Annotated in this window: 26 protein-coding genes, 1 tRNA gene and 1 other RNA gene; 14 read left to right on the top strand and 14 right to left on the bottom strand. The window is 59.6% G+C overall.

What is annotated here, in order from left to right:
• Positions 1 to 24 precede the first annotated feature (24 nt).
• The 4 genes from ACP7E6_RS17400 to ACP7E6_RS17385 form a co-directional block, all read right to left on the bottom strand.
• Positions 25 to 1,017, bottom strand: a complete 993-nt coding sequence (locus ACP7E6_RS17400; RefSeq protein WP_426230994.1) for a BMP family lipoprotein — start codon at positions 1,015 to 1,017, stop codon at positions 25 to 27.
• Positions 1,018 to 1,328: 311 nt separating this feature from the next.
• Positions 1,329 to 3,500 (bottom strand): TonB-dependent siderophore receptor, encoded by a 2,172-nt coding sequence (locus ACP7E6_RS17395; RefSeq protein ID WP_426231181.1) that lies wholly within the window; start codon positions 3,498 to 3,500, stop codon positions 1,329 to 1,331.
• A 182-nt stretch (positions 3,501 to 3,682) separates the two neighbouring features.
• Entirely contained in the window at positions 3,683 to 4,567 is an 885-nt protein-coding gene (locus ACP7E6_RS17390; RefSeq protein WP_426230993.1) for a helix-turn-helix domain-containing protein, read from the bottom strand.
• Between the two features lie 178 nt (positions 4,568 to 4,745).
• A complete protein-coding gene (locus tag ACP7E6_RS17385) occupies positions 4,746 to 5,063 on the bottom strand; it encodes a hypothetical protein (protein WP_426230992.1) in 318 nt (105 codons plus the stop codon).
• 277 nt (positions 5,064 to 5,340) lie between these two features.
• On the opposite strand from ACP7E6_RS17385, the gene ACP7E6_RS17380 reads away from it, so the two are divergent.
• From ACP7E6_RS17380 to ACP7E6_RS17360, 5 genes are all read left to right on the top strand, one after another.
• Positions 5,341 to 5,430: transfer RNA gene (locus ACP7E6_RS17380), tRNA-Ser, on the top strand.
• 206 nt (positions 5,431 to 5,636) lie between these two features.
• Complete coding sequence (locus ACP7E6_RS17375) at positions 5,637 to 5,879, top strand: hypothetical protein (protein WP_426230991.1); 243 nt, start codon at positions 5,637 to 5,639, stop codon at positions 5,877 to 5,879.
• A gap of 310 nt (positions 5,880 to 6,189) precedes the next feature.
• Positions 6,190 to 7,467: an alpha/beta hydrolase gene (locus ACP7E6_RS17370; protein WP_426230990.1), complete on the top strand. Its 1,278-nt coding sequence runs from the start codon at positions 6,190 to 6,192 to the stop codon at positions 7,465 to 7,467.
• A gap of 134 nt (positions 7,468 to 7,601) precedes the next feature.
• On the top strand, positions 7,602 to 7,793 hold the full coding sequence (locus tag ACP7E6_RS17365; protein WP_426230989.1) for a hypothetical protein: 192 nt from the start codon (positions 7,602 to 7,604) through the stop codon (positions 7,791 to 7,793).
• Positions 7,794 to 7,803: 10 nt separating this feature from the next.
• A complete protein-coding gene (locus ACP7E6_RS17360; RefSeq protein WP_426230988.1) occupies positions 7,804 to 7,986 on the top strand; it encodes a hypothetical protein in 183 nt (60 codons plus the stop codon).
• A 148-nt stretch (positions 7,987 to 8,134) separates the two neighbouring features.
• Here the strand turns inward: ACP7E6_RS17360 and ACP7E6_RS17355 are convergent, their stop codons facing one another.
• Both ACP7E6_RS17355 and ACP7E6_RS17350 read right to left on the bottom strand, forming a co-directional pair.
• A complete protein-coding gene (locus ACP7E6_RS17355; protein WP_426230987.1) occupies positions 8,135 to 8,392 on the bottom strand; it encodes a BON domain-containing protein in 258 nt (85 codons plus the stop codon).
• Between the two features lie 78 nt (positions 8,393 to 8,470).
• Positions 8,471 to 8,725 carry a DUF982 domain-containing protein gene (locus ACP7E6_RS17350; protein WP_426230986.1) on the bottom strand — a complete coding sequence of 85 codons (255 nt, stop codon included), beginning with the start codon at positions 8,723 to 8,725 and terminating at the stop codon, positions 8,471 to 8,473.
• Between the two features lie 140 nt (positions 8,726 to 8,865).
• On the opposite strand from ACP7E6_RS17350, the gene ACP7E6_RS17345 reads away from it, so the two are divergent.
• Positions 8,866 to 9,810 (top strand): AEC family transporter, encoded by a 945-nt coding sequence (locus ACP7E6_RS17345; RefSeq protein WP_426231180.1) that lies wholly within the window; start codon positions 8,866 to 8,868, stop codon positions 9,808 to 9,810.
• Positions 9,811 to 9,895: 85 nt separating this feature from the next.
• On the opposite strand, the gene ACP7E6_RS17340 is transcribed toward ACP7E6_RS17345, so the two are convergent.
• Positions 9,896 to 10,594, bottom strand: a complete 699-nt coding sequence (locus tag ACP7E6_RS17340; RefSeq protein WP_426230985.1) for a c-type cytochrome — start codon at positions 10,592 to 10,594, stop codon at positions 9,896 to 9,898.
• A gap of 156 nt (positions 10,595 to 10,750) precedes the next feature.
• On the opposite strand from ACP7E6_RS17340, the gene ACP7E6_RS17335 reads away from it, so the two are divergent.
• From ACP7E6_RS17335 to ACP7E6_RS17325, 3 genes are all read left to right on the top strand, one after another.
• Complete coding sequence (locus ACP7E6_RS17335) at positions 10,751 to 11,503, top strand: 3-deoxy-manno-octulosonate cytidylyltransferase (protein WP_426230984.1); 753 nt, start codon at positions 10,751 to 10,753, stop codon at positions 11,501 to 11,503.
• Between the two features lie 12 nt (positions 11,504 to 11,515).
• Positions 11,516 to 12,370, top strand: a complete 855-nt coding sequence (locus ACP7E6_RS17330; RefSeq protein WP_426230983.1) for a prephenate dehydratase — start codon at positions 11,516 to 11,518, stop codon at positions 12,368 to 12,370.
• Positions 12,371 to 12,550: 180 nt separating this feature from the next.
• Complete coding sequence (locus ACP7E6_RS17325; RefSeq protein WP_426230982.1) at positions 12,551 to 13,627, top strand: porin; 1,077 nt, start codon at positions 12,551 to 12,553, stop codon at positions 13,625 to 13,627.
• A 54-nt stretch (positions 13,628 to 13,681) separates the two neighbouring features.
• On the opposite strand, the gene nudC is transcribed toward ACP7E6_RS17325, so the two are convergent.
• Complete coding sequence (nudC, locus tag ACP7E6_RS17320) at positions 13,682 to 14,656, bottom strand: NAD(+) diphosphatase (RefSeq protein WP_426230981.1); 975 nt, start codon at positions 14,654 to 14,656, stop codon at positions 13,682 to 13,684.
• A 2-nt stretch (positions 14,657 to 14,658) separates the two neighbouring features.
• Positions 14,659 to 15,063 (bottom strand): HIT family protein, encoded by a 405-nt coding sequence (locus ACP7E6_RS17315; protein ID WP_426230980.1) that lies wholly within the window; start codon positions 15,061 to 15,063, stop codon positions 14,659 to 14,661.
• Between the two features lie 105 nt (positions 15,064 to 15,168).
• Here ACP7E6_RS17315 and ffs point away from each other — a divergent pair.
• From ffs to ACP7E6_RS17300, 3 genes are all read left to right on the top strand, one after another.
• Positions 15,169 to 15,265: signal recognition particle sRNA small type (gene ffs / locus ACP7E6_RS17310), an RNA gene on the top strand.
• Between the two features lie 68 nt (positions 15,266 to 15,333).
• A complete protein-coding gene (locus tag ACP7E6_RS17305; protein WP_426230979.1) occupies positions 15,334 to 17,214 on the top strand; it encodes a DNA polymerase III subunit gamma/tau in 1,881 nt (626 codons plus the stop codon).
• A 38-nt stretch (positions 17,215 to 17,252) separates the two neighbouring features.
• On the top strand, positions 17,253 to 17,576 hold the full coding sequence (locus tag ACP7E6_RS17300; protein WP_113313667.1) for a YbaB/EbfC family nucleoid-associated protein: 324 nt from the start codon (positions 17,253 to 17,255) through the stop codon (positions 17,574 to 17,576).
• A gap of 51 nt (positions 17,577 to 17,627) precedes the next feature.
• On the opposite strand, the gene ACP7E6_RS17295 is transcribed toward ACP7E6_RS17300, so the two are convergent.
• Both ACP7E6_RS17295 and ACP7E6_RS17290 read right to left on the bottom strand, forming a co-directional pair.
• Positions 17,628 to 18,476 (bottom strand): DUF2865 domain-containing protein, encoded by an 849-nt coding sequence (locus tag ACP7E6_RS17295; RefSeq protein ID WP_426230978.1) that lies wholly within the window; start codon positions 18,474 to 18,476, stop codon positions 17,628 to 17,630.
• Between the two features lie 227 nt (positions 18,477 to 18,703).
• Positions 18,704 to 19,315, bottom strand: a complete 612-nt coding sequence (locus ACP7E6_RS17290; protein WP_426230977.1) for an MOSC domain-containing protein — start codon at positions 19,313 to 19,315, stop codon at positions 18,704 to 18,706.
• Between the two features lie 58 nt (positions 19,316 to 19,373).
• On the opposite strand from ACP7E6_RS17290, the gene recR reads away from it, so the two are divergent.
• Positions 19,374 to 19,979, top strand: a complete 606-nt coding sequence (gene recR, locus ACP7E6_RS17285) for a recombination mediator RecR (protein WP_426230976.1) — start codon at positions 19,374 to 19,376, stop codon at positions 19,977 to 19,979.
• 194 nt (positions 19,980 to 20,173) lie between these two features.
• The gene (locus ACP7E6_RS17280; protein WP_426231179.1) at positions 20,174 to 21,394 is read left to right on the top strand and encodes a lytic murein transglycosylase; all 1,221 of its coding nucleotides are present in this window, start codon (positions 20,174 to 20,176) and stop codon (positions 21,392 to 21,394) included.
• Between the two features lie 39 nt (positions 21,395 to 21,433).
• On the opposite strand, the gene ACP7E6_RS17275 is transcribed toward ACP7E6_RS17280, so the two are convergent.
• The 3 genes from ACP7E6_RS17275 to ACP7E6_RS17265 all read right to left on the bottom strand — a co-directional run bounded on the left by ACP7E6_RS17275 (position 21,434) and on the right by ACP7E6_RS17265 (position 24,010).
• Positions 21,434 to 21,868 (bottom strand): SRPBCC family protein, encoded by a 435-nt coding sequence (locus ACP7E6_RS17275; protein WP_426230975.1) that lies wholly within the window; start codon positions 21,866 to 21,868, stop codon positions 21,434 to 21,436.
• Positions 21,855 to 22,196 carry an ArsR/SmtB family transcription factor gene (locus ACP7E6_RS17270; protein ID WP_426230974.1) on the bottom strand — a complete coding sequence of 114 codons (342 nt, stop codon included), beginning with the start codon at positions 22,194 to 22,196 and terminating at the stop codon, positions 21,855 to 21,857. Before ACP7E6_RS17270 ends, ACP7E6_RS17275 begins: the two co-directional genes overlap by 14 nt.
• Before the next feature lie 185 nt (positions 22,197 to 22,381).
• Entirely contained in the window at positions 22,382 to 24,010 is a 1,629-nt protein-coding gene (locus tag ACP7E6_RS17265; RefSeq protein ID WP_426230973.1) for an MFS transporter, read from the bottom strand.
• Positions 24,011 to 24,167 lie beyond the last annotated feature (157 nt).

Genomic DNA, 24,167 nt, shown 5'->3' with positions numbered 1-24,167 from the left:
CGTCTTCAATTCAATCCCTTGGGATCAATAGGGGCAGGCTTCATCCGACATATAGTCGTGAACCTGAACCGTGCCGGCAATGATATCGGCCTTGGCCTTATCGACGGCAGCCATCATTTCCGGGGTGATCAGCGCCTTGTTGTTGTCGTCGAGCGCGAAGCCGACGCCATCTTCCTTCAGGCCGAGATTGGAGATACCAAATTCGAACTTGTCGTTCTTGGCAGCCGAGAAGGCTTCATAAACGGCAACATCGACGCGCTTCAGCATCGAGGTCAGGACCTTGCCGGGCTGCAGCATGTTCTGGTTGGAGTCGACACCGATGCCGAGCTTGCCGGCATCTGCCGCCGCCTGGAGAACGCCAACACCGGTACCGCCGGCAGCGTGATAGACGACGTCAGAGCCCTGGTCCATCTGCGACTTGGCAATTTCGCCGCCCTTGACCGGGTCGTTCCAGGCATCCGGTGTCGTGCCGGTATAGGCTTCAAGAACCTTGACATCGGCGCCGGTGGACTTGGCGCCACCGATGTAGCCACAGGCAAACTTGTGGATCAGCGGAATGTCCATGCCGCCGACAAAGCTGACGGTCTTCGACTTGGAAGCGAGACCGGCGAGAACGCCGACGAGATACGAGCCTTCCTGTTCCTTGAAGACGATCGACTTGACGTTCGGTTTGTCGACAACCATGTCGATGATGGCGAATTTGGTATCCGGATATTCAGCCGACAGCTTTTCGAGCGGCGGCGCCCAGTTGAAGCCGACAACCACGATCGGGTTGTTGCCGTCGCCGGCAAAACGGCGCAGCGCCTGTTCGCGCTGGGCGTCGTTGCTGATTTCGAACTCGCGATACTCAACACCGGTTTCGGTCTTGAACTTTTCCGCGCCGTTGAAGGCCGCTTCGTTGAAGGATTTGTCGAACTTGCCGCCGAGATCGAAGATGAGCGCCGGCTTGACGTCGGCGGCGAGCGCCGTGGCCGACATCATCGATAAGGCAAAGAGACCGAGGAGGGTTTTTTTCATTGTGCAGCCCTGTTGTTGCTATTGATCTTGTTGGGTCCTCCCGCAAGCTCCTCTTTCGGGAGCATGTCTGCGGAACCACCACTCCCTTTTTTGGGATGTCTGGCTGGCGCGCATCCTTACATGCCTCAAATCAAAATTCACCCGAAATTTTTCAATTGGTAAAAAAAGGTAAATAGCTCAAAAAACCGGCAAAATCATCGGTTTTACAGGCAAAGGGTACCACTGTTTGTGTAGGCACCATCAACGCCAAACAAAGAAAGGGTCGCGGCACCGATGCGCCGCGACCCTCAAATCTTTTAGTCCGTCTAAACCTACCAGGACTTGCTGAGCTTCAACGTCACCGTCCGCTGGTCGCCGTAGCCGCAGGTAAAGAGGCCCTGGCAACCCTTGACGTATTCTTTATCGAAGAGGTTGGTGACGTTAAGCGCGGCACCCCAGCCGTTCTTTTCGTAACGGATCGCCGCATCGGCCACCACGGCGTCTGGAACCTTGGCGGTGTTTGCCATATCGGCAAAGGATTCGCCCTGATAGCGCAGACCGGCGCCCAGGCTGACACCTTCCATCGCACCATCGGTCACCAGGTATTCTACCCACAGAGCGGCCTGATGTTGAGGGATCAGATAGGGCCGGTTGCCGACCCGTGCCGGACTGAGGTCTTCGGTGACCTCAAGATCGTTATAGGTATAGGAACCGATCAGCTTCCAGTTCTGGTTCAGGTTGACCTTGCCTTCCAGTTCCAGACCGGTAGAGGTCACTTCGCCGAGCTGTTCCTGCAGGAAGTCAGGGCGGGTGAGCGCCACATTCCTCTTGACGATATGATAGACGGAGGCCGTAAACAGGCCGTCGATGAACGTCGGCTCGTATTTGATGCCGCCTTCGATCTGATGACCATCTTCCGGCTCCAGCGCGCCGCCCGTGAAGGACGTACCGACCAGAGGATTGAAGAAAGTGGCTGCCGAAACATAGGGCGTCAGGCCATTGTCGAATTCATAGGCAAGGCCAGCACGGCCGCTCACTGCGCTGTCGGTTGTGCTGTAGGTGCCTGTCGCAAGCCGGGAAGCGTTGTCGATGTCGACATAGTCGTAACGGCCGTTCAGCGTCACCAGCCAGCCGTCGCCGAACCGGATCTGATCCTGCGCATAGGCCCCGGTCTGCTTCATCCGCGTGATACCGTCAAGATAGGGGGCATTATAAATCAGCGGACCGCCGCCGTAAATCGGGTTCGTTGGATCCAAATCTGGAGCTGGGAATGCCGAGGCCTGGGTCTGATCGATCTTGAAGTTCTTGTAATCGAGACCAAGCAACAGCGAATGATCGAGAGGCCCGGTCGAGAATTCCTTTTCCGCCCGGTTGTCGATGCTGAAGCTATCGACGGACGTATCATGCTTGAAGCCGAGGCGAGCCAGATCATAGGTGGCGGTGTAGGCATAGGGGTAGACCAGTTCTTCAGCCTTATCGAGATGGCTATAGCGCAGGTTCTGCGAGACCTTCCAGCCGTTATCGAACTCGTGCGAGAATTCGTAACCGAACATCTGCTGGTCGTAGCGGCCAAAATCGTGATCCGGCTCGCCAGTAAACAGGTCGCGATCGATCTTGCCGAACGGCGCATTGGTCACCGTTCCTTCGTAAGGCAGGAAACCGTTGCCGACATGGGTCTGGTCGAATGCCGACGCGATCGCATAGACCGTCAGCGACGTCGCATCATCCGGCGCGTAGGTGATCTGCGGCATGATGAAACCGCGCAAATCCTCAGAGTAATCCGAGTAGTTGTCGCCGCCGGCGACCTTGCCGGTGATGCGGTAGGTGATCGTGCCATCGGCATTCAGCTTGTCATTGGCGTCGAAACCGAAGAAGGCATTGCCGAAATTGTTGATGCCGATCTCGGTGGAATAGGCAGGCTCAGCTTGCGGGCGCTTGCGCACGAGATCGACGATGCCGCCGGGGTTCGAGCCGCCATAAAGTACCGAGGCCGGTCCTTTCAGCACCTCGACGCGCTCCATCATATAGGCGTCCGTCTGGAAGCCGCCAAAGCCGTAGGAATAGAGGTTGAGACCATCGAGGAAGACGCCGGTCTGCGTCGCGTCGAAACCACGGATGTAGAACCAGTCCGTATCCGGATCATTGCCGAAAGGCTCGGTCGAGACGCCGGCGGTGTAACGCAGCGCCTCGTCGATCTTGGTGACCACACCGCGATCGTCCAGTTCCTTGCGGCCAATCACCGAAACGGACTGTGGAATTTCCGAAACCGGCGTCGCGGTCTTCGATCCGGTTCCCGTCGCCTTCGGCACGTAGCCATCGACGGGACCGGTCGCGTCGCTCTCGCTGGGCTTGCCGCCCTTGCCGCCTTCGACGGTCAGGCGTTCCAGCGTGGTGGCATTGTTCGTTGCCGCATCCTGCCCATAGGCAGGCTGCACGACAGTGCCTGCCGCAATTGCCGCGCTCGCCATCAATACCCGGTAGAGACCCGTCGCCTTGATCTGCATGAATTCGTCACCCCAGCTCGAACCGGGCGCCTTCGCCCCCGTCGGCGGTACGCAATCCGGAATTTCCATGAATATAAGAGGAGTCTTTAGCTCAACTATGCTGGGTTCGGATTGTCTCTGAGTGCGGTTCTTGAACGATTCTGGTCCATATTCGGCATTGTGCCCAGGCAAAGCATAAATGTTCAGAACCGCTGACTTTTCGACCAGGTGGCTGGCGTCGCGCCAACCGTTTTGCGGAAGACACGGGTGAAATGTGCTTGATCGGCAAAACCGGTCTCGGCGGCGACCACGCTCATCGGGATTTCGCCCTTGAGCATCAGTTGCTTGGCGCGCTCGATGCGCGCCTTCATCTGCCACTGGTGCGGCGGCAGGCCGGTCGAGGCCTTGAAGGCATGGCTGAAATAGGACTGCGACAGGCCGGTGAGCGTCGCAAGCTCTTCAAGCCGGATGCCGCGCAGGCAATTTGCCTCGATATAGTCGATCGAGCGGCGCAGCTGCCACGCCGCTAGTTCGCTGCGCTTGCGTGTCCGCACCGGGCCGAGCTTCATGACATCGACGAACAGCGCCACGGACAGACCGTCGCCATAGAGGTCGTGCAGCGGCTGCGGGTTGGCGCATTCGGCAGCGATCAATTCGGCCAAAGCCAGGAAGCGCGGCTCGGAAAACATCAGGCGCGGCGTATCCAGCTTGCGCTTATCGAGATCCTCCATCAGCCGGCGGCTGAGAACCTCCGTGTTGAAATGCAGATCGAGATGGCGGACATAGTTCACATCGATCATTTCAGCCCATAATTCCATGCCGGCCGGAATATAGGAGATGATCTGGCGGCGGCTGTCTTCCGCGACGGCTTGATGCGTCTGCCGCAGCCGGATATTGCGCCGGCCGCCGCCCTTGGCGTCGAGAACGATGAACAACCGGGGATCATCCGCGACGTAAAATCCGCCGGCGACGGGCGCGCATTCGACATCCCAGAGATCGGCAACGATCCCGTTCCACTCGCGCCGGTTCAGCCCGCCAATGACGGAGAACCCGGAAATCCTGTTGTTCATGCGCGGCTGGAAAGTCATGACATCTCGGCGGAATCGGTTTCAACCGATTGGAATAAACCTACTTTATATAATCAAGTTTATATTGCTAATCCAGCATCCATGCAATTGCTGAAATGCCTGCAAAACCCTTGTTTGTCAGGGGTTGTGTCTTTTTCGCCATGCCGGACCGGCTAAGCCGGGACGACATCGCCTGTGCTCAGGCCGAGAACCGGCCTGCAGCGGGCGGGCGCTTATAGGCTATCACCCAAAGGATCAGCGCGATCAGCAGGAAGAAGGCACAAGCCGGCTGCTGCAACGACCAACGGATCACCGGATCCAGAAAGGCGCCATGCGCATGCGGACGCTCCAGGCTTTGCGCGAGCGACTGCGTCGAGGGCCCTCCAGCTGCAAGCGCTGCGGCCAATGGCGTCAACACCGGCTGCGATGCCGAGACCGACTGGATGGCATCGACGGATGCGACGAGCACACCCATGACCAGCGCCAGAAAACTCGCAAACCGCAGCAAAAACCGCATTCCACCTCCATCATCCGGCGTATTTGCCGGGTTCAGCAAGCAATAAGCACCGGCTGGGGCAAGTGCAATCCCACCTTTTCAGAGGTATGGATCGGAAGAAGTCAAAAAACTGTCAGAAATCAGTTGATCCCACCGAGTTCCTCGGTATATATCGCGCCGGTCCGCAGGTTTTCGCCCGCGGTCCACCCGGTTTGGCATCGCCGAACGGGGTTTTCAGGAGAAAGCAAGCGCTTGTCTCTAATCCACCGGCCCCAACCGCCGGTGCGATTGACAAAACGGACAGGTGGCCGAGTGGTTGAAGGCGCACGCCTGGAAAGTGTGTATACGTGAGAGCGTATCGCGGGTTCGAATCCCGCTCTGTCCGCCATTTCCTCTCCCTAGTATTCCTCATCTTTCTTGGCGCTCCCCGGTCCGGCGTGTTTTTGCATTGCGTGGCAGCAAACGTCGTTGCGGCTCGCATCAAGTTCAGCTTTGCGCAAGCGCCTGCCTGCGCTACACCATCGTGCAATCGACAGTCTGCTTCTAACGCGAATTTCCAGTCCGGCCCCATGCCAACGCCAAGGAGAAATGAGCATGACTTACATCGCATCCCCCAAACGCCCCATTGGTCATCCGGAACGCGCGCTCGACTGTGAAGAAGTGCTGCAAGTGGCGCTCGAGCACCTGTCGAAAGAGGAAGCCCTAACGGAAGAAGACGTCGAGGCAAATCTTGTGGAAGGCGGCATGGCAGCAGGATGGGAAGAGGCGGAATTGCGGATCGCGATCGCTGACTTGCGCCGGAATGCGGCCTTGGGATTGCAGGGCCTCTCAACATAGGTTCACGGGTCTTCATCGACCAAGCTCCAGTGGGCCAGCCGCAGGGAATAGCCTCGGTGAAGTCTACCCTGTCGTCAGCCTCCGGTGCAGAAGGTGGAGTGATGAGGCACTGGAGATCGAGGGTGTGCGGCAAAAACGGTCTGTCCCACCGGTGGCTGTGTCAAAAATACAATATGACCCTGTGTCATGGATCAGCCACGCCGGCCTAGTTGGACGGAACGGACTTGACGGTGACAACCGACTGTGGACTGAGTTCAGTGCACAATTCTGGGCTGTTTGTGAAAACTTGTGTTTTGTCGGAAGCGTATCCATGACCTCAGCATCGATTGGCAGACTTTTCCCGTCTTCATCGCAGGGTAACTTCCGGCGTTTGACTATCATTTTACCGCTCGTCGTGGCGCTCACGGCCTGCGGAGGCCATGTCAAGGGTGTCATGCAGCCGCTAAATCTGGCTGCAGAGCCCGGTGGCAACGCCGTCGTGGATATGCTGGTGGCAACCAGCCGGCTGCCTTCCGACGATCCGGCAACATTGTTTTCCGGCGAGCGCAGCGCAAACCCGTCGATTACCGATGTTGCCGTTTCCATTCCGTCAGACAAGGTCCGCGCATCCGGGACGGTGCAATGGCCAAAGAAGCTGCCGCCCAATCCTCAGACTGATTTCGCCGTCGTACGTGTCAAACCGCTGGAAACCATCCAGGAGGGGCGGGAATGGGTGCGCAAGCACTCCAAGGGCGGCCATGCGATGGTCTTCATCCACGGCTTTAACAATACCTATGAGGATTCGGTCTTCCGTTTTGCCCAGATCGTCCATGATTCCGGTGCCGACGTAACGCCGGTCCTTTTCACATGGCCGTCGCGTGCCAAGGTATTCGACTATAATTACGACAAGGAAAGCACCAACTATTCGCGCACCTCGCTGGAAAACACGCTGAAGGCGCTGGTCGAGGATAAAAATATCAAGGACATTACCATCCTTGCGCATTCGATGGGAACCTGGCTGGCGATGGAGGCAGTTCGCCAGATGGCGATCCGCGACGGCGGCCTTCCGAAAAAGATTGAAAACGTCATCCTCGCATCGCCCGATATCGATGTCGATGTGTTCGCGCGGCAATGGACTGAGCTGGGCGCAAGGAAGCCGAATTTCACCATCTTCGTCTCGCAGGACGACCGGGCTCTGGCCCTGTCGCGCTACATCTCTGGCGATGTGCAGCGGCTGGGGCAGATCAATCCGGCTGAAGAGCCTTTCAAGACCAAGCTTGAACAGGCCGGCATCACGGTGGTTGACCTGACGAAGGTAAAATCCACCGATCGCCTCAATCATGGAAAGTTTGCCGAGAGCCCTCAGATCGTTCAACTGATTGGCCAGCGGCTTGTGACCGGCCAGACGCTGACCGATTCCGATGTCGGGCTTGGCGATGGCATTACGGCCATCGTTGCCGGTACGGTAAACACTGTCGGCAAAGTCGCCGCAACGACCGTTGCCACACCTGTCGATCTCCTCTCCGGAAATCTGACGCCACTCCCGAAGAAGAAGAAAAAGGGTGACATCGGTGGGACATTACAGAGTGAAAAGGCTCCCTTGAACTAGGAAACGGCTGCGCCTTTGACGTGTTATTTTCCGATGAAGGCTGAAGCGAAGGTCGAATATGGACTGCGGCCTCGACGAGACGCCGGAACCATCCGCCACCAAGCATCGTTTACTCCTGAAGAAGGAGAACAATCATGCCGACAACAATCCCCACCCCACAGGACGATGGTCCGCGCGGACCGCAATCCAGCCCCGGTTTGCCTGACCGGTCGCAGGAAAAACCTGCCATACCACCGGTAATAGACAAGGGCGACACCAAAAACCCCAACGACCCTGTGCTGGAACCAGCGCTGTTGCCGATCGGCGATCCGGCCGGAATGGCTTGAGGTGGTTTTTATGTCCAATGATGATAGCAACGCCACGCCGGAACAGAGGAAGCCCCTCGACGTGCACCGGCCGCCGAGCCAGCCTTCGAATGCCGACGAACGGTCAAAGGCAGCGCCCATGGTCCAACCTGCGGGTGGCAAGGACGATAGCGAGAGGCCGGTAATCAACCCTGTTACAGGCGGCGCGATTTGACGGAGACTCGTTGTGCGTCCCTCAAGCAATGTTTCGGCCCGCTCGTTGAGGCGGACCGGAATAACTTTTGAATTTGCCGATGATGAAAATTCCAAGAATATAGACTGTCGTCACCCAGCAACGACTGATCAGACAGGCAAAAGCTTGATCAGTGACAGTTTACCTCTACCTTGTTTTCTACGAGATGCACGCCGATCACCGAAGCAGCGGCCTCTTCAATGCAGCCAATTTCGCTCTCGCAAGCAACGTACCCGCTTAAAACAACCGTACGACCGATAGCCATGACAGACAGCCGGGACGTATCGATCAGCGCCGAATACTGGATATAGCGCATGACCTTGCTGGCCAGTTCGTCATCCGTTAGGTCCGAATGATCATCCTGGTGAATGTAAATCTGTTTGTGCATGGCAATTGTCCTTCCGGGGGACAACGCAAGCTTTTCCCGAATGTTCCGGTCTTCTGAAAATGAGTTTGCAAAGAGACGTCAAGCGCCCGGTTGCACGTGAATAAAAGCCTCAACGGCAGCGGCAATAAAATCCTGACGGGCATAGTCTACCGGCTGCTCGCCACGCAACACACAACGGCATGTCTGGATGGCCGCCTGGTAGGCGCTGCCGTCCTGAACGGGCCACCTGCCCAGAAGACACTGAGCCGCTTCACTGGTGTTGCGAACCATGCGGTAACTTCCTATTCCGTCGAGTTCAAGGACGACGGGCTCCAGCCACGATTTTTCGATCATCTGGCAACCTCCCTTCCCCAATCTGGCATATGAGCCTTGCGTGAAATATGCGCTGCATCCGATATGCGCGCGCACCGGGTTGCGACAGCCGGGCGAATGGGTCTATGGCGGACGTTCATTTTGCCAAGAGGCTGCGCCTGATGTCCGATGTCTTCCTGAATGTCGTGCCGATCTTCGTCCTGATCCTGCTCGGTTGGCTGATCGTGCGGATGAATTATCTGAAGGCATCCGTGGGAGACGCGCTCGGCGATTTCGTTTTCCGGGTCGCCGTGCCGGTTCTTCTGTTCCGCACGATTGCCGAAGCGGATTTCAGGGATGGCTCGCCTTGGCCGCTCTGGGTCGCCTATTTCTCCGGTGTCTGCGCGACGTGGACCTTGGGGCATCTCGCCGCGACGCTGTTTTTCAAGAAGGACGCGCGGATCGGCGTGCTGGCCGGGGTTTCATCCGCTTTTGCCAATACCGTCTTCATCGGCCTGCCGCTGGTCTCGCGCAGCGTCGGCGAAGAAGGTGTCGTGGCGCTGTCTATTCTCTTGTCCGTGCATCTGCCGGTCATGATGATCGCCGGCACGATCCTGATGGAGCGGGCCGAACGCAAAACCAGCGGCAAGCCCGGACAGAGCCCGTTCAAGCTCCTCAAGGGCATCCTGCACAACCTTGTGCGCAATCCGCTGGTCATCGGGCTCGCGCTTGGGGCGCTGGTTCACCTTACCGGCATGCCTCTCGGCGGCCCCATCAAGGTCGTCGTCGATCAATTGGCGGGTGTTGCAGCCCCGGCAGCCTTGATCTCGATCGGCATGGCGGTCGATAAATATGGGCTTGCCGGCAATACCGGCCTGGCCTCGGTCACCAGCGCGCTGAAATTGATCGTCCTGCCGGCGACCGTCTACGGCGCCTGCCAGTTGCTCGGCCTGAACAGCAACTGGACGGCGGCGCTGGTGCTGACGTCGTCGGTTCCCACCGGCGTCAATGCCTGGCTGATCGCCAACCACTTCAACGTCGGTCACGGCCTTGCATCATCGACGATCACCATCACTACCGCACTCGGCGTCGTCTCGGTGTCCGCCTGGGCCTATATCCTGCTTTAGCAGAAACGACAGAACCCCAGACACGAAAAAGCCCGGCACATCGGCCGGGCTCTGTTCATTCTGTCGCTGCTCTGGACGGTTGACCTTACGGAGCAGGTGCCGCCTCCGTGGCAGGCTTCGTTTCTTCGCCTTCAGTCGCCGGCTTTGCAGCCTCGCCTTCCGTAGCAGGCTTGGCAGCTTCGGCCTCGGCAGCAGGCTTTGCAGTTTCACCTTCAGCGGCAGGCGCCGCAGCAGCAGTTGCGGACGGCAGTGCCACCGGCGTATCGGCATGTTCGCGAAGCCAGGCAATCAGGTTGGCGCGCTCATCCGGCTTCTTGACGCCGGCAAAGCCCATTGCGGTACCGGGAACGTGCTTCTTCGGCGCTTCGATGAAGAAGCTCAGGTGATCGTAAGTCCAGGTCTTGTTGGCTTCGGCGAATGTCTTCATGCCAGCCGAATAGGCAAAACCTTCATGCGAAGCGATCGGGCGCTCGACAAGGCCCCAGAGGTTAGGACCAACCTTGTTGGCCCCTCCCTTATCTACGGTATGACAGCTCGCGCATTTCTTGAATACGGTCTCGCCGGCCGACGCATCAGCCGATGCCAGAAGCGGCTTGATATCGACTTCGACCTCTGCCGTGGCACCGGCGCCGGCATCCGAGGCGCCCTCTTCGGCGATAATGGCAAAGCCTTCCTTTTCGGGAACTTCCGAATGGAAGATGCCTTCCGACGCAATCGATACGGACATCAAAACAAAGACCGTACCGAGGAAGGCACCCACGCCCATGTTTACATATGAGTTCATCCGCAAATGCTCCCCTTGCAACCGGCGCGAACAAAACGCCAGCCTATCTTGAAATCGCGCGGAACCTATGTCTTTTGGCTTTGTGTTGCAACAGACATTATAAGCCCCGGTCTGAGACCTTTTGACACTTTTCCGGCGCGTTTTGAAGGCCTAAGCATGAATAGCGACAATTTGGACAAAACCCTGATTCTGATCCCTGCGCGCATGGCCTCGACGCGGCTGCCCGGCAAGCCGCTGGCCGACATCTGCGGCCTGCCGATGATCGTCCAGGTCGCCCTGCGGGCAAGGGAGGCGCAGGCCGGACGGATCGTCGTCGCTGTCGACCACCAGGATGTGTTCGATGCGGTAACAGCGGCTGGCTTCGAGGCGGTCATGACCCGGCTGGATCATCAATCTGGCTCCGACCGCATCTACGAGGCGCTTTTGAAGAGCGACCCGCAGCGCAAGGCCGAGATCATCATCAATGTGCAGGGCGATCTGCCGACCATCGATCCGGAAACCATCCGGGCTGCACTTCGGCCGCTGGAAAACCCCGATGTCGATATCGCCACCCTCACCGTCGAGATAGAGGAAGAGGCGGAAAAGACCAATCCCAACGTTCCAAAGGTTATCGGTTCGCCGCTGTCGGAAACCCGGCTGAAGGCACTCTATTTCACCCGAACCACCGCGCCATACGGCAACGGACCGCTCTATCATCACATCGGTCTCTACGCCTACAGGCGGGCAGCGCTCGAAAAATTCGTTTCGCTGCCGCCTTCGGTGCTGGAAAAGCGCGAATCGCTGGAGCAGTTGCGGGCGCTTGAAGCCGGCATGCGCATCGACGTGGAAATCGTCAAATCGGTCCCGGTCGGTGTCGACACCCCGGCAGACCTTGAAAAAGCCCGGCGCTTTCTTGCCGCCAAAGCCTGATCGGACAGCACCATGATCACCAAGACAAACCGGATTTCCTTTCAGGGCGACTACGGCGCCAATTCCGACATGGCCTGCCGCGACATGTTTCCGGACATGGAGCCGCTGCCCTGCCAGACCTTCGAGGACGCCTTCCTGGCCGTCGAAAATGGCGAGGCGGATCTGGCGATGATCCCGATCGAAAACACCATTGCCGGCCGCGTCGCCGATATCCATCACCTGTTGCCCGAGTCGCGGCTGCACATTATCGGCGAATATTTCATGCCGATCCGCTTTCAGCTGATGGTGCTTCCGGGCGTTTCGCACGACGAGATCCGCACCGTGCACAGCCATATCCACGCGCTTGGCCAGTGCCGCAAGATCGTCCGGGCCAATGGCTGGAAACCGGTGGTCGCGGGCGATACTGCAGGAGCCGCCAAGCTCGTGGCGGAAATGGGCGACCGCTCGATGGCAGCACTTGCTCCAAGGCTTGCCGCCGATCTCTACAAGCTTGAGATCGTCGCCGAGAATGTCGAGGATACGGAAAACAACGTCACGCGCTTCGTGGTTCTGTCGCGTGAGCCGAAGAACATCAAGCGGCAGGCGGACAAGGACATCATCGTCACCACATTCGTCTTCAACGTCCGCAATATCCCGGCAGCTCTCTACAAGGCACTTGGCGGCTTTGCTACCAACAGCATCAACATGACCAAGCTGGAAAGCTACCAGCTCGGCGGCAAGTTCATTGCCACGCAGTTCTATGCCGATATCGAGGGCCATCCGGACGACGCGCATGTGCGCCAGGCGCTGGATGAACTGCGCTATTTTTCCGAAAAGGTTCGCATCCTCGGCTCCTATCCCGCCCATCCGATGCGGTTGGTTCTGTAGCCAAAATACCGCAGCCCAAACCTACAAAAATTAGCGGCTGGAAATAAAAGCGAAAAGATGATTGTTTCGTGTCGAACCCGATTGTGCGTCGCATTGCGTGCGGCCTGATTCGCAGCGCGCAGTGCTTTCCCCGGCAACGACAGGCGCCTGCAATCTCAGGGGCGCGGCAAAGGTCGATACATGGCAATCAGAACGCTCTTTCTCTGCTCCACAGCCGCCTTGATGGTCTCCACCGGGGTGCGCGCCGCCGATGCGATCGTCGCTGCCGAACCTGAGCCCATGGAATATGTTCGCGTCTGCGATGCGTTCGGAAAGGGCTACTTCTATATTCCCGGAACCGAAACCTGCCTGAAGATCGGCGGTTATGTCCGGTTCGATTCCAACTATGGCGAGAGCCCCTATTCGGGCGAAAGCAACGGCTGGGATGCGTTTACCCGCGGCACCATTACGCTCGATGCCCGGTCGGACACGGAGTATGGAGCACTGCGCAGCTTCATTGAATTGCGCAGCGATGTGAACAACATCACCGATACCGACACCTACCTCAATGCCGCCTATATCGAGATTGCCGGCTTTCGCGCCGGTTATGCCGATTCTCGCTACGACACCTGGCTCAACTCGGCCGGCAACATCATCAACGACGACGTCATCGACTATACCGGCGACCGGACCAGCCAGGTCAGCTATGTTTATGGCGGCGATACCGGATTTTCGGCTTTGATTGGCCTTGAAGAAGGTGCGGGAAACTACGATACCGGGTTTGCGCCGGTGCCGTCCGTCTCCTATCACGGTGACGACTTTCCGCATGTGATCGGCGGCTTGCGCTACTATCAGGAAGAAGGCACGGGTATTGCCTTTATTGGCGGTTATGACACCAACGCCGAGGCTTTCGGCGGCAAGATCCGTGTCGACGCCGCCTTCAACGACGTGTTTTCTGCCTGGGTTATGGGCGGTTACCAGTCGGATTGGGACAATGACGACGGTCCAGGCGGCACGCGGCGGCTGAATTATTACGGCCCGTGGCTCGGCGACTGGGCCGCGTGGGGCGGGTTTGCCTTCAAGGTCAATGAGAAGACGTCTCTCAACGCCCAGGCCGCCTACGAAGAGGACGGCACATTCGCCGCCGCCCTCAATGTCGAATACATGGTCACCGACATGCTGAAGTTCCAGCCCGAAATCAACTACACGGAATTCGATGGCCTGCGCGGCAATGGCAGCGCCATCGGTGGCACCATTCGCCTGCAGCGCAATTTCTGAACCGGCGATCGGCTGGCATCGATCGGCGTCCGCTTTAGCGAGTGCCGATTTCGTCTATTTCGGCCAGTCCAGCCAGTCACGCATCAGCTGATGGGCGATGGCACCCTTGGGTGGCGGCCCGAGTTCACCGGCAGCCAGCGTCACGCCGGTGTTGCGCGCCAGCATCGCTGCGGTTTCCTCGCGGGTGAACCAGCGGCAATCTTCCAGCTCCTGATCGTCGCGATGAATGTCCCGGGACTTCGCCTCCGCATAGCAGCCGATCATCAGCGTGTGCGGCATCGGCCAGGGCTGCGAGGCATGATAACGGACGCGGCCGACGCGGATGCCGGATTCCTCGAGCGTTTCACGCCGGACGGCATTTTCCATGGTTTCGCCCGGTTCGACGAAGCCTGCGAGACAGGAATACATGCCTTCGGGGAAATGCGGGCTGCGGCCGAGCAGGCAGAGGTCGCGATCCAGATCGATCGTCAGCATGATGACGACGGGATCGGTGCGCGGAAAGACCATGTGGCCGCAGGCTGAGCAGATGCGACGGTAGCCGCCGCCTTTGCTTTCCATGACTGACCCGCATTTGCCGCAAAAGCGGTTTGTCGCATTCCAAGAGATCAGGCTGGAGGCCTGCGCAAACTGGCCGAGCAGTTCGTCCGTCAACATCTGCTGGCGATAGAGCGTGCGGCCATCGGCCAGTTTGAACGGTTCCGGCAACGTTTCCTCGGTCATGCCGATGGGGACAGCCAGGCGTGGTTCGCCATTCGTCAGAAAGCCGAGCAGGATGGCGTCGTCGAGCAACGGTTCGAGGCCGGCCAACTCGTAGGGGGCAAACAGCGGATCGATGATCTTCTCGTCATGTTTCACCACCAGCTTGCCACCGGAGAAAGCAAAGACGTGTGCGCCTTCCTTGCGGAAAGCGGCTTCGACGCAATCGTCGGGCCGATGTTCCGATTGTCTATCCAGGTGATTTTCGGAAAAGGCGACGAGCGTGCTCGGCTCGGGATGCGGGCTGTGCAGGTCGAAGATCGATTTCGTCATGGTCAGAGATTTTCCACTATCCGTGCTGCGAATGCCTTGCGCGCGTCGTCGTCCCAGGGCTCGGAGGAACCAAAACCCCAGACCGGCCCCGGCCAGTTGGCATCACCCTCGCTGCGGGCGATGACATGAACATGAAGCTGGCGGACGATATTGCCAAGAGCACCCACATTGATCTTCGTCGCCCCTGTCGCTTTTTTCAATGCGGCCGCCACCATGTTGGTTTCGAATGTCAGCATGGCCTGGTCGAGAGGCGTCAGATCGAAGACTTCCGACACGCCATTGCGCTGCGGGATCAGCACAAGCCACGGCCAACGGCGGTCATTGTTGATCCGAAGCTGGCAAAGGCCGAGCGTGGAGATCAGCAATCCATCACGTTGAAGGCGTTCATCAATCTCGAAGGCAGGCAAGCGGATCTCCCCGGAAACAGTGATTTTTGTTTTGTTTCAACAACGATAGCAGTTTTTTGAAGGCGTGGCTTGCATTTGGTTTCGATATTGCCGATATGAGAGCCGGGAGGTTGGTGGTGGACGAGCCACTCGCCAACCGGGTCAGGTCCGGAAGGAAGCAGCCCCAACGAGCCAGGCACGGGTCATCGTGCCAGCCTCCCACCCTTTTCCTTCTGTCCTTTCCGGACATGATTTGCAGCCAAGCGGCCCCGTCTTGGGGAAAAAAGGGCGATGAGCGAAGATAGTCTGATCCCGACATCCGAAAAACCCGCCGCCTACCGCGTGCTTGCGCGCAAATACCGGCCGAAGGATTTCTCCGACCTGATGGTTGGCCAGGAACCGATGGTGCGGACGCTCACCAATGCGTTCGAGACCGGCCGTATCGCCCAGGCCTATATGCTGACCGGCGTTCGCGGAGTCGGCAAGACCACCACCGCCCGCATCCTTGCCCGCGCGCTGAATTACAAGACATCCGAGATCGACAAGCCGACGATCGACCTTCGGATTCCGGGTGAACATTGCCAGGCGATCATGGAAGGCCGCCATGTCGATGTGATCGAGATGGACGCCGCCTCGCATACCGGTATCGACGATATTCGCGAGATCATCGAGCAGGTGCGCTACCGTCCGGTGTCGGCCCGCTACAAAGTCTATATCATCGACGAAGTGCACATGCTCTCGACCCAGGCCTTCAACGGCCTGTTGAAGACGCTCGAAGAGCCGCCGGAGCATGTGAAGTTCATCTTCGCCACCACTGAAATCCGCAAGGTTCCGATCACGGTGCTGTCGCGCTGCCAGCGCTTCGACCTGCGCCGCATCGGCGCGTCCGATCTGGTCGGCCTGTTCACCACCATTCTCGGCAAGGAAGGCATCTCGGCCGATCCGGATGCCATGGCGATGATCGCGCGCGCGGCCGAAGGCTCGGCACGGGACGGCCTGTCGCTGCTCGACCAGGCGATCGCCCATGGCGGCGGCGTGGTCGAAGTCGAAGCCGTGCGCTCGATGCTCGGCCTTGCCGATCGCGCCCGCATCGTCGATCTGTTCCAGCACATCGTCAAAGGCGACGTGGCCGCGGCCCTCGACGAGTTCGCCGGACAATACGAGGCCGGCGCCAGCCCATCGGTGGTGCTGACCGATCTTGCCGATTTCACCCATCTCGTCACCCGGCTGAAATACGTGCCGGATGCCTCCAACGACCAGTCTCTGAGCGAAATCGAGCGCACCCGTGGCGCCGAATTTTCGTCCAGCATTGCCGTGACGACGCTGTCGCGCATCTGGCAGATGCTTTTGAAGGGCATTCCGGAAACGGAAAGCTCCTCGCGCCCGGCCGGTGCAGCCGAAATGGTGCTGATCCGCCTTGCCCATGCCGCTCACCTTCCCTCCCCCGAAGATGCCGCCCGGCGTGTGCTCGAACTCTCCAGCGGCGACGCGCCGCGCCAGCCGTCCGTCCCGAACGGTGGCAATGGCGGTGGCGCGCAGGCCTCCATGGGTGAATCCGTCCAGGCGCGCGGCAACGACATGCCGCCGGCCCAGCGGGCGACCGGAAATGGCGCGACCATGCTACGCGCCGTGCCGGACGTGGCGCCGTCTGCGGCCATGCCTGTCGGAAAGATCGAGGAACGGCCGTTCGAAGCACCGGTGGCCAAGGCTGAGCCTAAAGTTCCGGTGCGCTCGGTCAGCGACCTTGCCGAACTTTGCGGCACCAACCGCGATATCAAACTGAAGACACTGGTGCGCGGTTTCGTGCGGCTGGTGAACCTTGAGCCCGGACGGCTGGAAATCAACCTGCCGGAGGATGCGCCGAAGACACTGGTCGCCGAGCTGCAGAAGAAGCTTGAGGACTGGACCGGCATCCGCTGGATGGTCATCCTCAGCCGAGAGCCCGGAGCCCCGACACTGCTCGAAGCCGAGACGCAGGCGCAGGAAAAGCGCGTCAGCGACGCGCGCCAGGATCCGGACGTTGCTGCCATTCTCGCCAAGTTCCCGGGCGCCAAGATCACCGACGTGCGGATCAAGGGACCGGAGCTGGAAGAGGAAAACGAGCCGGTGGCCGTCGCCGCCGCCGAATCCGAAGAGGGCGACATCCTTCCCGGCGACGATATCGAGCACTAGTTTAAGATTTATCGAGACATTCAGAAGAGGACATGACGATGCGCGACATCATGGGCATGATGGGCAAGGTCAAGGAAATGCAGGCCAAGATGGAGAAGATGCAGGAAGAGATTTCTGCGCTCGAAGTCGACGGCGCCTCCGGCGGCGGTCTCGTCACCGTGCGTATGGACGGCAAGGGCAACCTCAAGGGCCTGAAGATCGACCCGTCGCTGTTCAAGGAAGACGATGTCGAAATCCTCGAAGACCTGATCGTTGCCGCTCACAAGGACGGCAAGGACAAGGCCGAAGCCATCACCGCCGAAAAGACCCGCGAACTGACCGCCGGCCTGCCGATCCCGCCCGGCATGAAGCTGCCTTTCTAGGACAGCAGACGCTGGCGGGACTGTGAAAGTGCCCGCCGGTTCAAGCCGGGATCAATTGTCCGGCAGGTAAGCGGCGCCGACGACGCGGACCTTGCGGGCCGGTGGCTGTACGAAACTGCTGGTGCCGCGCAGTCCGACATTTCCGAGAAGCGCTACGTTCAGCGCCTCGACCGGTTGGACACTTTCCGCATTCGAACTCGACGCATCTGCGGCTGGGGGCATTTTTGCCAGAACGGTTTTGTAGAAGCGATTGATATCGCAGGTCTTGAGAGACGCCACCATGCGGTAGACCCCGGTGTTGGGCAATTGCGCATAACGCGCGCCTGTGGTCACCGAGATCATTTCATCGGTGTTCCGGTCTGTACTCGTCATCCGGTAGACATCCATCGCCGGATCGGCGCAGATGAATTTGCACTGCGCCGAAATTGCTTCGACATCGCTTGCGGTATTGTATCCAGAATTCGGGGTGGGGAAGGAATAACCATCCGACAGGCGCACGCACCGCGTCTCCATCCTGGCGCTGATCCGTGGCAGGGCATAACCCGTGGCCAGGCCGCGCGTTGCCGCTATTGCGCTGCGGCGACCTTGAGTGCGATCCGCGACAATCGGCTTGCAGCTCCGGCCTTGCGCACCTGACAGGCTGGCAAGCCGGGTGCTCGCCTGGGCGATCCGGCCGGTGATCTCGCGGCATGCGAAGCTTGAAACGGCAGCACAGCTGTATTTGACCTGGAACGCCCGGTTGGCGGCGATCTGGCGCTGCAGGCGGGCAATCTCGGGACTGCCCCGCGAAGGGGCACATTCCCCCGCCACAGCGATAGCGCTCTGCACCAGCAGGCTGCAAAGCACGACGCCCAGCACGGTACCCACTCGCCCAAAACGGGCTGCCAAAAATCCGGACATGATCACAGCCCTTGCCGCTCTTCTGTTCGCAGACGCAAGCAACCTCGCGCCCTCGCCCTCGCAAGTCCGCTTCGGTTTTCCAGATGTCTGCACAATCATCGATTTATCGCACCGACCCCAATGCAATGACGGGCCTTGCGACAGCCTCTCCATAGGTTGAGAAACGATTGAAAGAAAGCGGAACTTCAGCAGATGGTTAAAGTCGCGGACGGCGAAGCGAACGGAACTCAGCCGCTGAGCTTGGCTCTCAGCTTGTGGTGGATGGGCGCTGCGATATAGCGGGCGCGGTCCTCGTCGGAGAGGTTCTTGCCATAGGTTTGCAGCAGCTCCGGCATCAGAACGGGAGAGCCGGAATAGGCGTGATAGCTGATGGCATCGCCAGCCTGGACGACACCATCCTTCAGCACGCGGCAGTAAAAACCCGGCCGTCCGGCACTGGCAAAGCGCTTTGCAAAGCCGGGATCGTCCATGCGAACCGCCAATGTGGCGCAGGGGATGCGGGCCGATGTGACCTCAAGTTCGACCGTCTCCGTCTCGAACCGGTCGCCGACAGAGATTTTGCGGCTGTCGGCACCCTCGATCACCAGATTTTCGCCGAAAATACCCGGCTCCAGATCGCGGCCGAGCTCCTTCGACCACCAGTCGAGATCGACCGAACCGAGCGCATAAACCGCCTGATCGACGCCGCCATGGTGTTTGCGGTTGCAGATCTTGTCGCCGATCAGCCCTTCGCGGTCGATCATCACTCCGGCATCGACCGGATGCTTGAAGATGCCGGTTTTGTAGGATTTGCCGGGCAGCATTTCGGCGTTGCCGGTGCAGACGGCGCGGATTTTCATGGGCGGCACTTTCTTTTCAGCGATTCCGTTCTGTGGAGATATGGAGTAGAAACCCCGCATGGCAAAGCGAGTCACCGGTCCTGAAATTGAAAAACTCATCCAGCTCTTGGCAAAGGTGCCCGGGCTCGGGCCGCGTTCGGCCCGGCGCGCCGCCCTTCATCTGGTCAAGAAGAAGGACCAGCTGCTTGGCCCTCTGGCCGACGCCATGGGCGAAGCGCACCGCAAGGTCCGCATCTGCTCGTGCTGCGGCAATGTCGATACGATCGATCCGTGCAGCGTCTGTTCCGACGAACGGCGCGACAATTCGGTGATCATCGTCGTCGAGGACGTTTCCGACCTCTGGGCGCTGGAGCGGGCAAGCGCCATGAATACGGCCTATCATGTGCTTGGCGGTACCCTGTCGCCGCTCGATGGCGTCGGGCCTGACGATCTGAATATCAAGGGCCTTATCGAACGGGTGGCGAAAGGCGGCGTGCGCGAACTGATCATCGCCGTCAACGCCACCGTCGAGGGCCAGACGACGGCCCACTACATCACCGACCAGCTCGACGGCCTCGGCGTCAAGATCACCCGGCTGGCGCATGGCGTGCCGGTGGGTGGCGAACTGGATTATCTGGACGAAGGCACGCTGACGGCGGCACTGAGGGCGAGGACGGCGATTTGAGGAAAGTTATGCGTATGCCGCTGCCTGCCCCCCTCTGTCACTGCGTGACATCTCCCCCTCAAGGGGGGAGATCATTCTTTTCCCTCTGCACCTCGCTGGTAAGGCGGGCAAAAAGCCTGCGGTCAATCTCCCCCCTTGAGGGAGAGATGTCGGCGTTGCCGACAGAGGGGGGTAGGGCGCGGCAAACACTGGCGATGGTGGTTGCGGCAATCGTCTCGCTGATGCCCCTACCCGCCCTCGCCGCCTCCAAGGCCGAGACCGAAGCGCAATTCCGCCAATGGCTGCAAACCGACCTCTGGCCGCAGGCGCAGGAATCCGGCATTACCGCTAGCGCCTTCAAAGCTGCCTTTGCCGATGTGAAACTCAACTGGGACCTGCCGGATCTGGTGCCCCCGGGCAGCAAGCCGCCCGGCGAGCAGAAGCAGAGCCAGGCGGAATTTTCCTCGCCCGGCGCCTATTTCTCCGAACAGCGGTTGCAGGGCCTGGCGGCAACGGGCCGCAGCCTAGCCAAGGAGAACGCCGCGACGCTCAAGCGGATCGAGAAGACCTACGGCGTTCCAGGTCCGGTCATCATTGCCATCTGGGGCCGCGAGTCCGGTTTCGGCCGGGCAAAGATCCCGCATCCGGTCATGGATGTGCTTGCCACCAAGGCCTTCATGTCGACGCGTGGCGATCTTTTCACGCGCGAACTGATCGCTGCCCTGCACATCCTCGACAGCGGCGACGTGAAGGAGGCCGATATGCGCGGCTCCTGGGCCGGGGCCATGGGCCAGCCGCAATTCCTGCCGACCAGCTTCCTGAAATATGCCGTCGATTTCGATGGAGACGGGCGCCGCGACATCTGGAAATCGACGCCCGACACGCTCGCCTCGATCGCCAACTACCTGTCCAAGAAAGGCTGGCAGCGCGGCCGCGACTGGGGTTTCGAGGTCTACATTCCCGCCAATGTGACGTGCGCGCAGGAAGGCCCGGATCTGGCCAAACCGATTTCGAAGTGGGCATCCGAAGGCATCGAACGGGCATCCGGCAAGGCGTTTCCACCCAGCGAAGCCAAGGCAGAAGGCATGATGCTGGTCCCCGCCGGCCGCAATGGGCCTGAATTCATCGTCACGCCGAATTTCTACGTCATCAAGGAATACAACAATTCCGACCTCTATGCGCTGTTCATCGGCAACCTTGCCGACCGGATTGCCTCAGGCGGCGGCGCGTTCAAGCGCGAGTTCGGCGATGTCGGCAAGATGCTGCGCTCGGACGTCCTGAAAATGCAGAAGGCGCTGGAAAAACAGGGTTACGATATCGGCAAGGCCGATGGCTTAGCGGGCTACAAGACCCGCCGCTCGATCGGCGCATGGCAGGCAAAAAACGGCATCGAGCCGACATGTTTTCCCCAGAAGAACCTGTTGGGAAAATTGTAGAGCGGGCGAAACCGCTTTCGATTTCGCCCGGCTTTATGGTCAGGCGGCGGCGAGGCTGGTTTCGAGCAGGTTGAGGATCGCCGTCCAGCCCTGTTCGTGGCCTTGGCGTGCTTCCTCGGTTTTGAACTTTACCTGCTTCAGGGTGATTTCCGTGGTGCCGGCATCGACCGTGGCCAGATCGATGGTCACGACGCTGTCGTCAAGCGAGTACGGCGATTCCCAGGTGAACGACAGATGGGAATGCGGGTCGATCGCAAGATAGGTGCCCGCATGCGGAATTTCCTTTTCGGGCGTCACCATGACGATCGAAAACCGGCCGCCCTTTACCGGATCGTTCTTGACCTTGCTCGGCTGCGAACTGCCGAACGGCGGGGCCATGAATTTTGCCAGCGTCACCGGCGAAAGCCAGGCGTCGAACACTTTTTGGCGCGATGCCGCGATTGTGCGGCTGACTGTGAGTTCAAGCTCCTTCATTGTCTTCATCCTTTGAAACGAGTAAGTTTTCCAGCGCCGCAAGGCGCAGTTCCCAGATCGACTTCAATTGCGCGAACCAATCCTCGGTCAGCTTCAGCGGAACGAGTTCGGCTGCGATGAAATGTTCGCGGCCCAAGGTCCGGCGGGTGACAAGTCCTGCCTCCTCCAGCACCTTGATATGCTTGGAGACGGAATTCAGCGACATGTCGAAATGGGCGGCCAGTGCCGTCACTCTCAATGCACCCTCCTGAACAAGCAGCGTAAGGATGCGTCGCCGGGTCGTATCGCCGGCGGCCTTGAGAACCCGTGACAGATCATCCTCGTCCATTTATTCACCCTAATAGTTGAATATATAAAACATCCGCGATAGTCAACCATATGGATGAATATTATCAAACAGCCAAATTCTGCCCTCCCCGGTTTTTTGAGGCACCCGCGCGACGGGCAACGAAAAGGCCGGCATTGCGCATTGCAAAGCCGGCCCATCGAGAGATCGCAACTGCTAAGCAGTGTTCAGTGCATGTCCATCTGCTGCTTGTAGCGCTCATACTCGTAAGGAAGGATCGTCTGGCGCTCGATCATCCGGTGAACGCGGGGAGCAGCAGCGCCCCGATGCAGTGCCGTCAACCTGTCGCCGATCTCCGCGTCGGCCTGTGTGCGGCGCTGGTTGTGGCGTACATATTCCACCCAGGTCGGCACGTGATATGTCTCGGTCCAGACCGTCGGATTTTCCAGATCGCGCATCAGCCCCCATTGCCCCGCGCCATCCCTGATCCGGATACGGCGGCGCTCGGCCATGGCGGTGAGGAATTCCGGCACGTCGTCATCGGCGATCTCGTAATCGATCATCACCACGATCGGGCCGCTGCGGGGTTTGAGGTCAAGCTTCAGCAGAGGTTCCGAAAAGCGGTTGAGCGGGTCGAGATTGAGCGACTGAAACTCCGGCAGCGGCAGTTTCAGCCCGATCGCGGCACCGACGACCATCAGCAGAGCCGAGGCAATCAGGGCAATGGCCGGGCCATAGTTCTCTGCCGCCTGCCCCCACATCCAGCTGCCTGCCGCAATGCCGCCAAAGGTGGTGGTCTGGTAGAGCGACAGAGCCCGCCCGACCACCCAGCGCGGCGTCGAAAGCTGCACGGTCGTATTGAACAGCGACAGCGCCAGCACCCAGCCGGCACCCGACAGAAGAAGTGCAAGGCTGGTCAGCCAGCCATAGGGGCTGATCGCCGTGACCAGACTGCTGACGGCAAAACCGGCAAAGGCGATGCGCACGACCCATTCGCTGGACATATGTTCGCGCAGCCGGGCGCTGAGCAGCGCACCACCGATGGCACCGAGGCCGAAGGCACCCAGCATGATGCCGTAGGTGAGAGGGCCGCCGGCGACCAGATCACGGGCGACCAGAGGCAGAAGGGCGAGGATGGCGCTGGCCGAAAGACCGAAAAAGAAGCCGCGCACCAGCACCTTGCCGATATTCGGCGACATCGCCACATAGCGCAGACCGGCGGAAATCGCCCGGCCCATCGATTCGCGCGGCAACGTCGACAGCGTCTCCTCCCGGCGCCAGCGCAACAGTGCATAGATAATAGCGAAATAGCTGAGCGTGTTGGCAGCAAAAGCGGCGGCTGCCCCGGCTGCAGCAACGATCACGCCACCGATGGCGGGACCGACCGAGCGGGTGATGTTGAACCCCATGCTGTTCAGCGCAACTGCTGCCGGCAGTACGTTGCGCGGCACCATGTCCCCGACCGAAGCCTGCCAGGATGGATTGTTCAGCGCCGTGCCGCAGCCGATCAGGAAGGTGAACAGCAGAAGCAGCCAGGGGGTGATAAAGCCGAAATAGGCGCAGAGCGTCAGAAGCGCCGAGACGCAGAGCATGAAACACTGGCCGATCAGCATGATGCGGCGGCGGTCGAAATTATCGGCAAGAGCGCCGGAGATCAGCGAGAACAGCATGATCGGCAGCGAGGTCGAGGCCTGCACCAGCGCCACCATGTTCACCGAATCGGTAATGGAGGTCATCATCCAGGCGGCGCCGACGGCTTGGATCAGCCCGCCGAAGTTGGACGCAAGGCTTGCCACCCAGATGACCCGGAACGTATCATGCTTGAACGGCGCCAATGGCGATAATCGATGCGGCAACGCGCTTTCCTACCCTGTGCGTGATTGAATCGTCTTTGACGCCCAATCTAAGCCAGATGACCGGCCGGGCAAGCAAAAGCACCGTCACTGGCAGGATTTCACCACTTAACAGCCTGCATTGGCCTTTTGCGCCTCGGTGAGCGGGATATCTTGCATT

Source organism: Pararhizobium sp. DWP3-4, from assembly GCF_049898205.1.
In the GTDB taxonomy this organism is placed as follows: domain Bacteria; phylum Pseudomonadota; class Alphaproteobacteria; order Rhizobiales; family Rhizobiaceae; genus Pararhizobium.
Note: the sequence above shows the minus strand (reverse complement) of the source record. Positions and strands in the feature narration are given on the sequence as shown.